Origin of the sequence: Zoogloea sp. (genome assembly GCF_023150065.1) — a bacterium.
In the GTDB taxonomy this organism is placed as follows: domain Bacteria; phylum Pseudomonadota; class Gammaproteobacteria; order Burkholderiales; family Rhodocyclaceae; genus Zoogloea.
The window spans coordinates 79,631-92,803 of record NZ_JAKLLN010000008.1 but is presented as its reverse complement, the minus strand read 5'-3'; the positions used below and the strand labels follow the sequence as shown (position 1 = coordinate 92,803).

Annotated in this window: 9 protein-coding genes; all 9 read right to left on the bottom strand. The window is 67.3% G+C overall.

Annotation, left to right across the window (positions count from 1 at the left end):
• Window positions 1-17: 17 nt before the first annotated feature.
• Window positions 18-1,403, bottom strand: a complete 1,386-nt coding sequence (gene fliD, locus L6Q67_RS11710; RefSeq protein ID WP_296569471.1) for a flagellar filament capping protein FliD — start codon at window positions 1,401-1,403, stop codon at window positions 18-20.
• 252 nt (window positions 1,404-1,655) lie between these two features.
• Window positions 1,656-2,045, bottom strand: a complete 390-nt coding sequence (locus tag L6Q67_RS11705) for a flagellar protein FlaG (RefSeq protein ID WP_296569469.1) — start codon at window positions 2,043-2,045, stop codon at window positions 1,656-1,658.
• Window positions 2,046-2,122: 77 nt separating this feature from the next.
• Entirely contained in the window at window positions 2,123-2,947 is an 825-nt protein-coding gene (locus tag L6Q67_RS11700) for a flagellin (protein ID WP_296569467.1), read from the bottom strand.
• A gap of 288 nt (window positions 2,948-3,235) precedes the next feature.
• Window positions 3,236-6,868, bottom strand: a complete 3,633-nt coding sequence (locus tag L6Q67_RS11695) for a glycosyltransferase (protein WP_296569465.1) — start codon at window positions 6,866-6,868, stop codon at window positions 3,236-3,238.
• Window positions 6,865-7,947 carry an NAD(P)-dependent oxidoreductase gene (locus L6Q67_RS11690; RefSeq protein WP_296569462.1) on the bottom strand — a complete coding sequence of 361 codons (1,083 nt, stop codon included), beginning with the start codon at window positions 7,945-7,947 and terminating at the stop codon, window positions 6,865-6,867. Before L6Q67_RS11690 ends, L6Q67_RS11695 begins: the two co-directional genes overlap by 4 nt.
• A gap of 20 nt (window positions 7,948-7,967) precedes the next feature.
• Window positions 7,968-9,059, bottom strand: coding sequence for an N-acetylneuraminate synthase family protein (locus L6Q67_RS11685; protein WP_296569460.1), 1,092 nt, complete (start codon window positions 9,057-9,059; stop codon window positions 7,968-7,970).
• A gap of 11 nt (window positions 9,060-9,070) precedes the next feature.
• Window positions 9,071-10,171: an FkbM family methyltransferase gene (locus tag L6Q67_RS11680; protein WP_296569459.1), complete on the bottom strand. Its 1,101-nt coding sequence runs from the start codon at window positions 10,169-10,171 to the stop codon at window positions 9,071-9,073.
• Window positions 10,168-11,967: a thiamine pyrophosphate-binding protein gene (locus tag L6Q67_RS11675; protein WP_296569457.1), complete on the bottom strand. Its 1,800-nt coding sequence runs from the start codon at window positions 11,965-11,967 to the stop codon at window positions 10,168-10,170. The genes L6Q67_RS11680 and L6Q67_RS11675 overlap by 4 nt, the downstream gene beginning before the upstream one ends.
• On the bottom strand, window positions 11,964-13,163 hold the full coding sequence (locus L6Q67_RS11670; RefSeq protein WP_296569455.1) for a class I SAM-dependent methyltransferase: 1,200 nt from the start codon (window positions 13,161-13,163) through the stop codon (window positions 11,964-11,966). Before L6Q67_RS11670 ends, L6Q67_RS11675 begins: the two co-directional genes overlap by 4 nt.
• Window positions 13,164-13,173: the final 10 nt, after the last annotated feature.

Genomic DNA, 13,173 nt, shown 5'->3' with positions numbered 1-13,173 from the left:
TTGTTCTCCGGTCGGGGTTACATGCTGGCGAGGATGGACAACTGCTGGGTCAGGTAGCTGCTGGTTGAGTTCATGCTCGTCATGGTCTTGTCCAGGGCGGTGAACTGAGCCCGATATGTTTTTTCGATCATCGTCAGGCGGTTGTTCAGGGCGTCGATCCGCTTGTCGAGGTTCTTGACGCTGGCGTTGAGTCCGTCGGTGCGACTGGTGATGACCCCGCTCGTGCTGAGCAGGTTGGTGGTGGTGGTCTTCATCGCGTCGCCGTAGGCACCGAGTGCCGTGGCCACTGCCGAGAAATTGGTGCTGGCGGCCTTGTCGAACTTGGTCGAATCAAGCTTCAGCGTGCCATCGCTCTGGAAGGACACGCCCATGTCGGCCAAGGTCTTCACTGCGTTGGTGGACAGGCTGGCCGGCGGGTTTGTGATCGCGCCCCGGACCTGGGACTGGATGGTACGCAGGGAGGCGTCGCCGTTTAGCACGGCACCCGTCTTGGTGCTGGCGTTGTAGGCGCCGAGGCTTTTCACCGATGCGTTCAGGCTGTTGTAGGCACTGATGAAGCTCTCGACCTTGGTTTTCAGTTCGGAGTTGTCACGGGTGACGGTCAGGCTGGTCGAGCCGGTCTTGGTTAGTTGCAGGGTGATCCCGTCCACCGCATCGGTGATCGTGTTGCCCTTGGTGGCGATCGAAACACCCTGGATCTTCACCGCCGCATCGGTGGCGGCCTGGGTCTGGGTGAAGGCGCTCGAGGCCGCAATGGGGCTGCCGGGTGCGTCGGGGTCGATGAAGGTGGCGGTGCCCGACAGGCTGACGGCCGCGGCCGTGCCGCCGGTGGTCGCGGTGAGCAGAAGGTTCTGCTTGCCGTTGGTGTCGGTCACGATGGTCGCGTTGACGCCGGCTTCCGCTTTGTTGATGGCGTCGCGGACACCGGCAAGGGTGTTCTGGCCGCTTTCCAGGGTGATGTTGACTGGCGTGCCGCCCTTGGTGACGGTCAGGGTACGGGTGCTGTCCGCGCCGAAATCAATCACCGGGTCGCCCGCCGAGTAGGTTTTTCCCAGGGCCAGGCGTTGGTTGGTGGCGAGGGCGGTGACTTCGACGGAGTAGGTTCCGGCAACGGCGGTGTTGCCGGCAGTGACGGTGCCGATGGTGGAATCGGCAAGGCTTGCCTTGTAAGCGGAAAAAGCTGCCGTCGCGCTCTGGCCGATTGCCGGTGTGAGGGCCTTGGCCGCCGTCTGCAGGGCAGAGATGCCGCTCTTCAGGGTGCCGAGGGCGGAAATCTTCGACTGGAAGCTGGTCTGCTGGCTCTGGAGTTTGGTAAGGGGTTGTTTTTCAATGGACATCAGGCCGCTGATGATCGACTCGACCTGAAGACCCGAACCAATGCCGGCTGAAGAAAGGCTTGCCATGATGTACCCCCGTGTTGCTTCGTCACTACTGGTTTCGATTACGGCGCCACCTGCACAAACTTGAGTGTTTTGCCGATCCTGCACTCGTACAGCATGGACTGTGCCAGGCTACGAAGGTTGCATTGGCATTGCCTCGTATTGGCAGTTTCTTGCGGTAATCGTCGTAAGCGTACGTTTCGTTCGGGAAAAGAAAATCCCACCGCCAGGGTGGGATAAGTGTTGCCAGGGGAGGGGCTGGCTACGGAAACGGGGTCAGACCTTCTGCTTGACGAGCAGACCCTGCAGCTTGTCGAGGGCTTTGGCGATATCCATGACTTCTTCCGATGGAATCTGCCGAATGACTTTCTTGGATTCGGTATCGATGACCTTCACGACGGTGACACCGATGTCTTCGTCGATGGAGAACTGAAGGCTGTTGGCGGTCTGCTTGATTACATCCTGAATCTGCTTGACGGCCTGGTTCAGTTGCTCGCTTGTCGGTGGTGTTCCGGGCGTGCTCTTGGAGGCGTTCGCTTCCTGGATGCGGCTTGCTTCGGGAGTGGCCTCCACCGTACGTACGGTTCCTGTGCCCAGGTTTTGCCCAGGGCTTTGCACGGGAGGCGCGTACTGCGTGCTGCTCGCGCCGACGGACTGGATGCTCATGATGATCTCCCACTATTGCGACAGGCGTCGCGCCGACGATCCGGCGGCGGCGCCTGTCACGTTCGCCGTGCGGCAGTTTATCTCAGCAGGGACAGCACGTTGTTGGGCATGCTGTTGGCCTGGGCGACCATCGCGGTGCCGGCCTGTTGCAGGATCTGGCCGCGGGTCATGTTGGCGGTTTCCTTCGCGAAGTCGGCATCCATGATGCGGCCGCGAGAGGCGTTGGCGTTTTCGGATGCAACCTGCAGGGTCTGCACGACGGAGCTGAAGCGGTTCTGGACGGCACCCCAAGTGGCACGGGCGGTGTTCAGGTTGGTCAGCTGCGCATCAATGTTCGCAATCGCTGCGGTCGAGGCTCCGACGCTGGACACGCTGCCGGTCACGGCGGCCGACACACCGGACAGGGACACTGCGCTGCCCTGAACGCTGATGGTGTCGGTGGTTGCAGTGCCCGCGCCGACCTGGAAGGTCACGGCGGAGGACAGGTTGAGCACGTTCTGGCCGTTGAAGGTGGTGCCGCCGACGACGCGCTGGATTTCCTGTTGCAGTTGCTGGAACTCGGTGTCGAGGTTGGCCTGGTCGCCGGAGGTGTAGGTGCCGTTGGCGGACTGCACGGCCAGCTCGCGCATCCGCTGGAGGTTGTCGGTCACGGCCTGCATTGCGCTTTCAGCGGTCTGCGCCATGGAGATACCGTCGTTGGCGTTGCGGATCGCCACGTCGAAGCCCTTGGCCTGCGAGTTCATGCGGTCGGCAATTGCCAGGCCTGCCGCGTCGTCCTTGGCGCTATTGACGCGAAGGCCGGAAGACAGGCGTTGCACGGAAGTCGCCAGGCTGGCCTGGGAGGTGGAAAGGTTCCGTTGCGCATTGAGCGACATCGGATTGGTGTTGATAGTGGCAGCCATTTTGGTTCTCCTTAAGTCCGTTCAAGATAAGCGTTTAGGCTTAACTTTGGTTCGCCTTGCCCGGTGTGTGTAAGGCAACCGCCGTTGAAATCATTAACGGGAGGCGCCGGACGGACTTTAGAAAATTGTTGACTTTTTTCATTTTTTTGTTTTTCGGAAAATCTCAACGGATTACCGCTTGGCCTTTGATAGCGGCCCCAAAAAACAAAGCTTTAGCCAAAAAAACGTAACACGGCCGTACAGCGCGGCCGGTTTCCGACATGCTTTCAGGCTGGAGCGCGACGGCCTTCATGGCCCGTAGGCGGCGAACCAGCTGGCGGCGTGGTTTTCGAGGATGAAGCCGTCGGCGACCCAGCGTTGCAGGATGAGACCCGCTTCGCGCAGGGCATCGGGCTCGGCGAGTTGCTCGCGGATCGTGGAAATCCACTTCTGCGGGTCGTTGGGCAGGCGGGTGACCGGGGCGTTCTGGTAGGGATAGATGTCGGTGCAGATCACCGGCCAGCCCATGGCGCCGTATTCGAGCAGACGCAGGTTGCTCTTGCACTCGTTGAAGGTGTGGATCTCCAGCGGGGCGATGGCCAGGTCCAGGTCGAGCCGCGCCAGGGCCTGGGGATACTGGCGGAAATCCTGCACGAAGCCGTGGGATTCCCGCACGAAAGGCTTCAGGGGTTCCGGGCACATGCCCATGAAGATCCAGTCCACTTCGTCGGCCAGGGCTTCGACCACGGTGTAGATGAGTTCCAGGTCGCCCAGGTGCTGCTGGGCGCCGGCCCAGCCGACCCGCGGCTTCTTGCGCGGCAGGCGTGGCGGTACCACGTCGCCCCACAGGCTGCTCTCCAGGCAGTTGGGCATGATCCGGATGTCGTCGATCATGTCGGCGCAGATGTCGGCCAGGGGGCGGGTGCTGACCACCAGCCGGTCGGCCATGCCCAGTGTGCGGCGCAGGCGCGGCCGGGCGTCCTTGAAGCCGGACTTGTAGAAGGAGTTCTTCTTGGGCAGGGCGGTGACGAGGTCATCGATGGTGATGATGCGCTTCACCTGGGGTGTGTAGCGGGCATAGGCCTCGAGGGCGTCGGTCTGCGGGTCGTCGAGGGGCTGGTGCAGGATGATCGAATCGGGCGCGGCGCGGGCCAGTTCGATGGGCGACAGGATGCGCACCGAGAAGGCCTTGGGTGGCTCGCAGATCATGGTCTGGGCGAGGCCGGCCTGGCCGATGGCGCGCAGGGGGGCGCGCAGGCGGTACTCGCCGGCGCCGCCGGTGAGGGGCACACCGAGGATGCGCGGCCGGTCGTGGAAGTGGGTGTCCCAGTCGATGGGGGTGACGTGTTCCGGCGTGAACGCGTCGGCGAGGCTCAGGTTGCGATTGTAGGCCGGGTCGTTGGCCAGGCGTGGCAGCCAGCGCTGGAGCAGCCGGTCGTTGGCGTCGAGGGCGGCGAGCAGGTCGGCCAGGGCGCCTTCGGGCTTGCGCTGGCGGGCCTTGAGGGAGATGGCGTCGTAGTGCACCAGCATGGAATAGGGCGTCCACACCACCTTGAGCCCGCTGTCGGCGGTGCGCAGGCACAGGTCCAGGGCGCTGTGGACGAGGGGGAAGCGCGCGACGTCCATGCCGCCCAGCTGCTTGAACAGGCTGCGCCGCACCAGCAGGGCCGAGCCGCACACGGCGCTGACGTTCTGGTCGCACAGGGCGCGGCCCATGTAGCCGGGGTCGGTGATCTCCGCGTCGTTGTTCCACACGCTGGCAGCGGTGCCGCGCAGGCCGAGGATCCAGCCCGCCTGCTGAACCTTGGCGGTTTCCGGGTAGGTCAGTCGCGGCCCGACGATGCCCACGTCGGGTCGGCAGGCCAGGGACATCATGCGGTCCAGCCATTCGTCCTGCACCACATGGGTGTCGTTGTCGAGGAAGAGCAGGTAGTCGCCCCGGGCGGCGGCGGCCCCGGTGTTGGCTCCCAGGGCGTAGCTGAAGGTGCCGGGGCAGGGGACGACCTGGGCACGGCCGATCCAGGGTTCGGTGCTGGGGAACTGGGCCAGGAACTGGAGGGCGTCCGGATCGGTGCTGTCGTTGTCCACCACCACCACCTCGTAATTGGGGTAGCGGGTGCGGGTGGCGATGCTCTCGAGCAGGGGGCGCAGGTACTCCTCCCGGTCGCGGGTCTGGATGACGATGCTGACCCGCGGCGCCTCGCTCCAGCGATATTCGACGCGGCGGGTGCCGAACAGGGCGCCATCGTGGATGAGGGCGTCGAGGCCGCGCCGCCCCAGGTGGTCGGCCAGGGCCGCCCGCTCGGCCTCGGGCTGCATGGCACGGCGGGACTGGCGGGGCAGATGGACGAGCATCTGGCTGATGTGGCCGATGGCGGCCTCGCCGGCGTGGTCGAGGGTGCGCAGGGCGAGATCGTAGTTCTCGGCGCCGCCATGCTGGCCGTAGCGGCCGGCGGCCAGGAAGCTCTGCTTGTCCACGAACACCAGGCTGCCAAAGTAGGCCTGGGCGCGCAGCAGGTCGAGATTGAGGTCGGGCTTGAACAGGGGCTGGTTGTAAGCGCCGTCGCTGTCACGGGTGTCCTCGTCGCAGTAGATGAGGCGCCACTCGGGGCGATGGTTGATGTAGTCGGCGATGACCTGCAGGGCGTGGGGCTCGAGGGTCAGGCCCGGCTCGATGCGGGCCAGCCAGGTGCCGGGCGACGCGGCGGCCATCTCGTCGATGACGTAGTCGATGTGGGTGGCGTCGCGCAGGGGGAGCCACTGCAGGTTGGGGATGTCGCCCAGTCCGTCCGGTGTGGGCAGCACCGTGACCACCGTCAGCATCCATTCGGGGTAGAGCTGGGCGGCCAGGCTGTCGAGGGTGTCGGCGAGGAGGCTCTCCTCACCCGGGTGCAGCGCCAGCAGCAGGTGCAGGCCGGGGCGCCGGGTCCATTTGAGGACCATGCGTTCGGCGAGGAGCTGGGCGTCGATCTCCTGCAGGCTCTGGCGCTTGCGCCACATTGCGTAGGTCTGGCGGGCTTCGGCGGCTGCGGGGTCTTCGGCGGGCTGGGCGGAAACGTCGCTGACCGGCATGGCCTGGGTGGTAGCGACAAAATGATCGAGCTGCGTCCAGAAGCGTGTCTCGGCCGCCTGGTAGGCGTCCCACATCTTTCCGACGCTGCTGCGGGCAAAGGCGACTTCTTCCTGCGAGTTGTTCAGGGCGATCCCGTTGCGTCCGATCTCGGCCTCGCTCAGGGCGACACCATTGAAGAAGGGCGACGGGAGGATCACGGCCGGGCAGCCGCACAGGGCCGCCTCGGCGGCGATGGCGGTGGACTCGAAGCAATACACCACGTCACTGCGGCGCAGCAGTTCGGCCAGGGCCTCGTGGCTTTCGGGCCAGCTGTAGGTGATCAGGGTGGCGTCGGCGGCCAGTTGGGGGTACTGGGACAGGGCGGCCTGATGGCGGCCCGGGTAGAGCAGGGCGCCGCTGCGTTGGTGGTCGTAGGGGTTGTCCCGGTTGTTGAAGATGGCGGTATCGATGGGCGGCAGGAACAGGATGTTCTGTGGGTCGGCTCCGTCCGGCAGCGCATTGAGACCGAAGCCGAAGATGAGCTCGGTGTCCGCATGCACCGCGTCGCCGCCCAGCAGCCCGGCCTTGTTGAGTACGTAGCGCACCACCGAGGCGGCCTTGCGCGGGTTGCCCGGCACGACTTCGGGGTAGACGACGATGGGTTCGCGGCCGGCGGTCTTGTGGCGTTCGATGATCTCCGGCGTGACCAGCGGGGTGTTGAGGGTCGGGCTGGTCTCGGTGGGGTAGACGTAGGCCTCTTCGCCGATGCCGTTGAGGGCGTGGCACAGGAGGTGGAGGACCCGGATGCCGGCCGAGGTGCGCCGGTAGGCCGGGGCGTCGATGTAGTACGGGCGGCGGGGGGCAGAGAAGAGGTGGCGCATGGCGGTCATCGACGGCTCGGGGTGGCGGTTCGGGTTTGCGGTTCGGAGGGGGCGCAGTCGGCGGTGAAGCGGATGGCCTGCTCCAGCGGCGTCCAGGCGTCCAGGGCCAGCTCCTGGCGGGCCCGGGCTATGGTGGGGACGTAGCGGTTGCGTTCGGCCTTGTCGTCCCTGCCGCAGGCAATGTGGACGGCGGCATCGGGGGCCAGGGTGTCGCGCACGCGGCTGGCGAGTTCGGCGATCGAGACAGCCTGATCGGCGCCGACGTTGTAGGCCCGGCCATGCTGCCCCTGCAGCAGCAGGGTCAGCAGCCAGATGGCCAGGTCGGCGCCATACAGGTAGCTGCGCAGGGGGCTGCCGTCGCCGCCGACATGGATGTCCTGCCCGGTGAGGGCGTCGCGGATGAAGTTGCCGATGGCGAAGTGGCCGTCGAGGGGCAGGGTGGCACCGACAAACGCGAAGCAGCGGGCCACGGGGATGTCGATGCCATGCTGCAGGCCGTACTGCAGGCACCACTGCTCGGCGGCGCGCTTGGCCTCGCCGTAGGCGCTGCCCGGATGCAGGGCGTCGCAGGCAAAGGCTGCGTCTTCGGGAATGCGCTCCACGTCGGCGGGCTGCCGACCATACACGGCGCCGGAGCTCACGTAGAGGGCGCGGCGCACGCCGGATTCCCGGGCCTGCCCGAGGGTGTGGCGGGTGCCGAGGAGGATGTCGTCCATGATCGCCAGCGGGTGGCGATGGGCGGCGGCGTCGGTGTCGGTGGCGGCGTGGATCAGCAGATCGGTGGGGGGGAGGGCGCCGAAATCCTTGACGTCGCCCTGCTGCCACTCCAGCCAGGGGGTGTCGGCGAAGAAGGGGGCGCGAGCCAGGAAGCGGGCGGGCTGGCGGGACAGCACGCAGACTTTCAGTGCCACGCCCTGGCGGTGCAGCAGGTCGAACAGGCTTAGCAGCCAGTAGCCGAAAAACCCTGTTCCCCCTGTTACGAAGATCCGCTGCCCGTGGAGGGGGCGGGTGTCCAGGTGATCCAGCAGGGCCCCGAGCCGGCCGTGGACGGCCGGGCAGGCGGGGGACGGGAGCAGGGGGCGCGACATGGCGTCAGGGCTGCGAAGGCTTACAGGCCGCGGCTGTAGATGAGCTTGCGCAGGGATTCGTTCTGGGAATACGGGCTGTCCACGTCGTCGATCTCCAGGGGCGAGTCCTTGCTGACGGGGCGGGTCAGCTTGAGGCCGTTCATGGTTTCGCGGCAGGACAGCTGGCCCTTCTGCAGGGGGATGGCCAGGTAGAAGTCGTCCTCCAGGTTCTGGTGGTGCAGCTCGTAGCCGGCGGGGAGGTCGCGCTTGGCGTAAACACCACGGACCAGCCCGTCCAGGTATTCGGTTTCCTTCTTCTTGGGCACGCGCTTGGCGGAGCCGGTGCCGCCGCACATCTCCACCGCCTTGTGGAAGGCCTTGAACCATTGGTCGATCTGGTGGGGCAGGGAGCAGTAGGGCGACACGGGGATGCCGTCCTCCTCCACATCGATGTGGCGTTCCCAGGTGCGGGCGCCCTTGGCATACGAAAGCAGCATCGACGAAGTCCAGTCGTGATACTCGTGGGTGGACAGGCCGATGACGTTCTTCGGATAGCGCTGGCGCAGGAAGTCGATCTGGTTGAGCTCCAGCTCGTCATCCTCGCTCGGGTAGATGGAGACGCAGTGGTTCACCGCCAGGGGAATGTTGCGGTTGGCGAAGAAGGTCACCATGTCGTCGATGTCCTTCTGGGTCGAGCCGCCGGTGGACACGATGACCGGCTTGCGGGTCTCGGCGATGCGCTCGATCAGGAACCAGTCGTTGATGTCGGAGCTGGCGATCTTGATGATGGGCAGGTCGAGCTCTTCGCAGAGGTCCACGGAGGCCTCGTCGAAGGCGGTGGCCATCGGGATGCAGTTGCGTTCCTTGATGGCCTTCACCAGGGTGCGGTACTCGGCCTTGCTGAGCCGGGTGGCCTCGGTCTTCTTGACGTAGCGAATGTCTTCGCGTCCCCGGAAGTCCTTGTGGATGAAGTGGTCCACCTCGCGAAACTGCAGCTTGATGGCTGCTCGCACGTTGTTGAAGCGCACCACCTGCGCAAAGTCGTTGACGATGCGCAGCCCGCGCTCGAGGCGCCCCCAATGGTTGTTGGCGAGTTCGAGGATGAACAGGTTTTCGAAGATGGCGTTGCTCATGATGTGGGACCTCAGTAAGCGTAAAAGACCGCGTCGAAGGAGTTGTGGGCGTGGATCCGGAAACGCAGCCGGTAGTCGAGATCGAGGCTGGAGATCCAGGCGGGGATGCGCCACAGGTCGTCACGGCGGTGATAGCCGGCGATGGCGAGGACGGGGCGGTTGCGACGGATGAGGGCTTCGGCACCTGCCAGGGCCTCCATCTCATGCCCCTCCACGTCAAGCTTCAGGTAGCCCACCTGGGCGTTGGGCAGGCAATCGTCCAGGCGCAGCACCTGGATGTGGCTGTTGCCCTCTCCGCCCAGGGTGCTGGCTTCGCCGTGACCGCCGGAAAACGCCAGGCTGGCATTCACCGAGGACACGCCGCAGGGCAGACAGGTGGTCGGTACGCCGAGGCCCCGGGCCCGCTCGGCGAGGAGCGGGAAGTTGGCCGGGTCGGGCTCGAAGGCCCAGGCTTCGCGCAAGGGCAGGTAACGCTGCGCCTCGGCCAGGGTGTCGCCGTTGTAGGCGCCCGCATCCACGAAGCCCAGCGGGGGGTGGGCGAGGCCGGTAAGAAAATCGGGGAAGTACTGGGGGCCGGAGACGGGGGCGGTGGGGATGCCCCGGGTCTGTCCCAGCCGATAACGCAGGATGGCGGCGAGGAAGGCGCGGCTGGGTTCATCCTCAAGCTGGGTGAAGCTGGTGTGAAGTTCGGACGCGTGGGCAGCGTAACCCTGCCGTTCGTCCAGCCAGTAACGCCAGCCCATGTTGCCGCCGAGGGCTTCGAAGTACTGCTGGGGCAGCAGGACACTGGAGAAGCCTGCGGCTTCGCAGGCAGAAGCCAGGGCCGCGTGATCGGCGGCGGGTTCCCGATTGAATACGCCGACCCACAGGGGCAGGGAAGTCCAGCCGCCGGGGAGGGCCATGAGGGGGGCCACCGGGCAGTCGGCAAACCGGGATGCCTCGCCCCGGGACACGACGAAGCCCCGCACGGTGATGCCCAGGCCGACGAGGGCGGCATGGAGGTCCCGGGCGAAGCTGCCGCAGCCGAAGATCAGCACCCCATCCCGGCGTGCTTCCGCCAGGGCGCCGCCGGCGTCCTCGAAGCTCAGGGACGGAAAGCCCGCGGTACTCACGCGCCGGCTCCACCCGTCCAGGCGCGGAGGCTGCGCGCCTCGGCACGCACCGCGGCGAGCTCGGTCGGGGGCAGGAAGGGGAACATGTCGTCCAGCTCGGGGGTGGCAAAGCCCCCCTCGGGCAGGGCGCGGGACTTGATGCGGGGTTCGAAGCCGGGGGCCGGGTCCACCCGGGCCGCGACGAGGGTTGGGCCGCGGCGGGCCAGGGCGGCGTCGAGGGCAGGCAGGTCCGCCGGAGTGGCGACACTGACGGCATCCAGGCCGTAGGCGGCGGCGACCCGGGCGAAATTCGGAAACTCGACACCGGAGGCCGGGGTGGCGCCGACGATGCGGCCGAAGAAGTTCTCGTGGGTCTGGCGGATGGACAGGTAGCCGCCGTTGTCGATCAGTACGATCAGTACGTCGAGGCCCAGGGTCTTGAGGGTCTGCAGCTCCTGGATGTTCATCTGCAGGCTGCCGTCACCGGCGAAGCACACCACCCGGCGGCTGCCGGCGGCCCGCGCGGCGCCGATGGCGGCGGGCAGGTCGTAGCCCATGGAGGCCGAGCCCGAGTTGCTGAACATGCGCTGGCCGGCTTTCAGGCGGCCCACCTGGAAGGGCAGGATGCAGGCCGAGGCGTTGCCGCAGACCACGATGTCGTCGTCGCGCAGCTGCTCGAAGATGCGCTCCACCAGGGCGTAGGGGTGGAGCTGGGGGCTGTCGGTGGGGGCGCCGCCCACCGGGTAGCGGGCGCGGATGTCGCGGCACCAGGCCGCCCAGGGGCGGACATCCGGCAGGCCGCCGGTGCACGCGGTGGCGAGGGCGTCGATGAATAGGCGCGCATCGCAGGCCAGGCGCAGGTGGGGCTGCACGAAGGGCTTGGCCAGTTCGGCCGGGTCCACGTCGATCTGGGCGATGAAGGCGTCCTTGGCGAAGCTGTCCCAGTTGTAGCTCACCTGGCGGATGTTGAGGCGCGAGCCGATGACGATCACGCAGTCGGCGTTCTGGGCGCAGAAGTTGCCGGCGCGGGTGCCGATGGTGCCGGGGCGGCCGGCGAACAGGGGGTGGTCGCTGGCGATGAGATCGTGGGTCCAGGCCGTGGCCACGGGGATGCCGTGGGCTTCGGCGAAGGCCAGCAGGGCTTCGCCGGCGCCAGCCAGACGCACGCCCGTGCCGGCGATGATCAGGGGGCGGTGGGCGTCGCGCAGCTTCGCGGCAATCTGCCGGCAGGCGTCGGCCAGCCCGGCGGGGGCCTGGGGGGCCGGGGCGTTGAAGGCCGGCAGGGGCGGGCATTCGGCCGACTGCACATCGAGGGGGATATCGAGCCATACCGGGCCGGGGCGCCCGCCGATGGCGGTGGCCAGGGCCCGGGGCAGGAGTTCGGCCAGGGCTTCGGGGCTGCCCACGCTTTCGGCCAGTTTGGTGACCGGGCGGGCCATGGCGAGCACCGGGCCTTCCTGGTCGCCGAGCTGGCGCAGGCCCGGCACGGGGGTGTAGTCGAGGCAGGTGGCACGCTTGACCTGCCCGCCGATGACGAGCATGGGGATCGAGTCGGTGTAGGCGCCGAACACGCCGTTGAGGGCGTTGATGCCGCCGGGGCCGGTGGTCACCATCACCACCGCCGGCTTGCCGGCGACCCGGGCGTAGCCCTCGGCGGCCATGGCGCAGGCCTGTTCGTGGTGCATGAAGGTGCACTTGAGGCGGGGGTGGCTGGCCAGGGCCTGGTTGAGGTACATGGCGCCGCCGCCGGTGACAGTGAACACCTGGTCGATGCCGTGATCGGCCAGCCAGTCGGCGATGCGTTCGGAGAGTTTCATGTCGGCTCGGTGATGAAGTGCAGGCTGCGTGGGTGCCCGGGTTCGATGCGCTGTATTTCTGCCTCGATCTGATGGGGGTTTACGGCGACGCAGACCAGAACTTGTGCCTTCGGGTGACGACATAGTCCATCGGCCGGGGCTACTACGGGCTTGCCGGCGAAAGTCTGGCCCTGCTTGTTCGGCGCCCCATCCAGAAAGGCGAGCACCCGGGCCAGGGGAATGGCGTCCTGGCCGAGGAGGCGTTGCGCCCACGAGCCGGCGCCCCACACCAGCAGGGGTGCGTCCCCGTCCAGGGGCGGCTGGATCAGGATGGCCTGGCGGGCACGTTCGGCGCTGGCCTCCAGGTAGCTGCGCAGTTGCGGGAGCACCGCCGGGGCAGGGGCCGGGAGGGGCGCGGCCTCGGCTCGGGCAATGCCGGCGAAGGCCGGGTAGGTCGAGCCGTCGGAGAGGCTCAGGGTGCAGTCGGGAAAGGCTTCGGGGGCGAGGCCGGCGGTGGCAAAGAGCCGGGCCAGCGCCCGTGGGCTGAAATGGTTGATGTGCTCGCTGTCGAAGTAGTAGTAGGGCGGGCGCGGGTCGCAGCGGTAGCCGCGGGGGTCGGGCACTTCGATGTAGAGGCGGCCGGCTGGGGCGAGCAGGCCGGCCAGCCGGGGCAGCCAGTCCAGGTCGCGCAGGTGTTCGGCCACGTGGGACAGCACGATCAGGTCGAAGCGGATACCGGCGTACAGGGCCGGCGATTCGCTGGCCAGCCCGGCCCGGACGGCGAGGCCATGGGCGCGGGCGGCGGCCACGGCGGCCGGGTCCGGGTCCAGGCCCTCGGCCTGGGTGTAGCCCCGGGCCGTGAGCACCTGCAGCAAACCGCCGGCACCGCAGCCGATGTCGAGGATCGCCGCGTCCTTGCCCGGTAGTTCGGCTTCCAGGCGGTCGGCGAGCTGTTCGAGGCGCCGCATGTCGGCGGCGTCGTGGCCGGCGCCGGTGCCGGTGGGGCCGCCGTACTTGGCGAGCTGCTGGTAGTAGCGGTCGTATTCGGCCTGGCTGGCGGGGGTGTCGGCGTAGGCGAAGTCACAGGCCGCGCAGGCCACCAGCCGGTAGCCGGATGGGAGCGGCGAGTGGCTGGGTTGGGGCAGGGAGAGCTGCGCCAGCACCTCTGGCTCGGTATTGCCGCAGAGGGGGCAGGGGCGCTGGAGAGCGTCGAGCATGGGGCGGGTG

Excerpts from the sequence above, each read along its gene's own strand:
- fliD (WP_296569471.1), bottom strand. The coding sequence starts at position 1,403 with ATGGCAAGCCTTTCTTCAGCCGGCATTGGTTCGGGTCTTCAGGTCGAG.
- L6Q67_RS11705 (WP_296569469.1), bottom strand. The coding sequence starts at position 2,045 with ATGAGCATCCAGTCCGTCGGCGCGAGCAGCACGCAGTACGCGCCTCCC.
- L6Q67_RS11700 (WP_296569467.1), bottom strand. The coding sequence starts at position 2,947 with ATGGCTGCCACTATCAACACCAATCCGATGTCGCTCAATGCGCAACGG.
- L6Q67_RS11695 (WP_296569465.1), bottom strand. The coding sequence starts at position 6,868 with ATGACCGCCATGCGCCACCTCTTCTCTGCCCCCCGCCGCCCGTACTAC.
- L6Q67_RS11690 (WP_296569462.1), bottom strand. The coding sequence starts at position 7,947 with ATGTCGCGCCCCCTGCTCCCGTCCCCCGCCTGCCCGGCCGTCCACGGC.
- L6Q67_RS11685 (WP_296569460.1), bottom strand. The coding sequence starts at position 9,059 with ATGAGCAACGCCATCTTCGAAAACCTGTTCATCCTCGAACTCGCCAAC.
- L6Q67_RS11675 (WP_296569457.1), bottom strand. The coding sequence starts at position 11,967 with ATGAAACTCTCCGAACGCATCGCCGACTGGCTGGCCGATCACGGCATC.
- L6Q67_RS11670 (WP_296569455.1), bottom strand. The coding sequence starts at position 13,163 with ATGCTCGACGCTCTCCAGCGCCCCTGCCCCCTCTGCGGCAATACCGAG.